At 75.1% G+C, this 931-nt stretch carries 1 pseudogene; it reads right to left on the reverse strand.

The window, feature by feature from the left end:
* Positions 1-428: 428 nt before the first annotated feature.
* A pseudogene (locus ACY45C_RS18390) lies at positions 429-931 on the reverse strand (hypothetical protein); the annotation flags it as partial.

The following is a 931-nucleotide window of genomic DNA, read 5'->3' on the forward strand; positions in this document are numbered from 1 at the left end:
GAGCCCTCGTTCGTGCGCGGCGGAGCGGACGGCGACCCCGTCCCGGCCGCCGACGGTCCGGCCGCCGGCCTGGAGACGGACCGATCCCCCGGGTTCCCTCGGTTGCCGCGACGCCCCCGCGCCGCGGCCCGCACCACTCGATCCAGATGATCCGGGTGAGGGGCGACCGCCGTCGCGTGGTGTCGGGGCCGTGCTGGCTCCTCGGTCGGACCCGGCATGGTCGCGCCCGTCAGGCTTCTGACCGGCGGTTCCGCGACCGCCGACGGTTTCCCGGTCGTCTGGGCGGGTGTCGGGCCGACCATGCGCCGGCGGCGGGGTTCCCGTCGGCCGGGTTCTCGGCGGTGACGTCCCAGACGGCGACGTCCCCGGCGAGGGCGTCCCAGACGGCGTCGGCGGCGTCGGCGGCGGCGTCGGCGGCGGCAACGTCCCTACCTGCAACGTCCCCGACGACCGGCCGCCGCGGGCGACGCCCACGGCGGCCAGGTGTCCCAGGCGGGAGGACGCGACTGCCGGGGTCCGCCGCGGTCATCGGACGGCGCCGGACGATGTGCGGCTCTGTCCGCCTCCGGGTCCCGATCCGCGTCGGTGTCCGCGGGCAACGTGGACCCGGGCTCGGCAGACGTCGCGGATCGCACTGAAAGTGGTGATGCTGGCGTGGACGGTGATGGGAGAGTCGGTGCGGGCAGGACAGCCTGGCTCGCGGGCAGGTCCAGATCGTTGCCGTCGCCGACCCCGACTCCTCGGGAGGCGAGCAGCCCGAAAGCGACGAGCGCCGCGGATCCCGCGCCGGCAACCGCGCCTGCCGTACGGCGGTTGGGGATCCACGCCCATTCCGCGCGTCCCCGCACCAGGCCGAGCACGCCCGCGATCAATATCAGCCCGGCAACAGCCAAGCAGAAGAACACCATGGAACCCTCCAGGGCGCAGTCAG

This window comes from Frankia sp. CcWB2, from assembly GCF_977927585.1.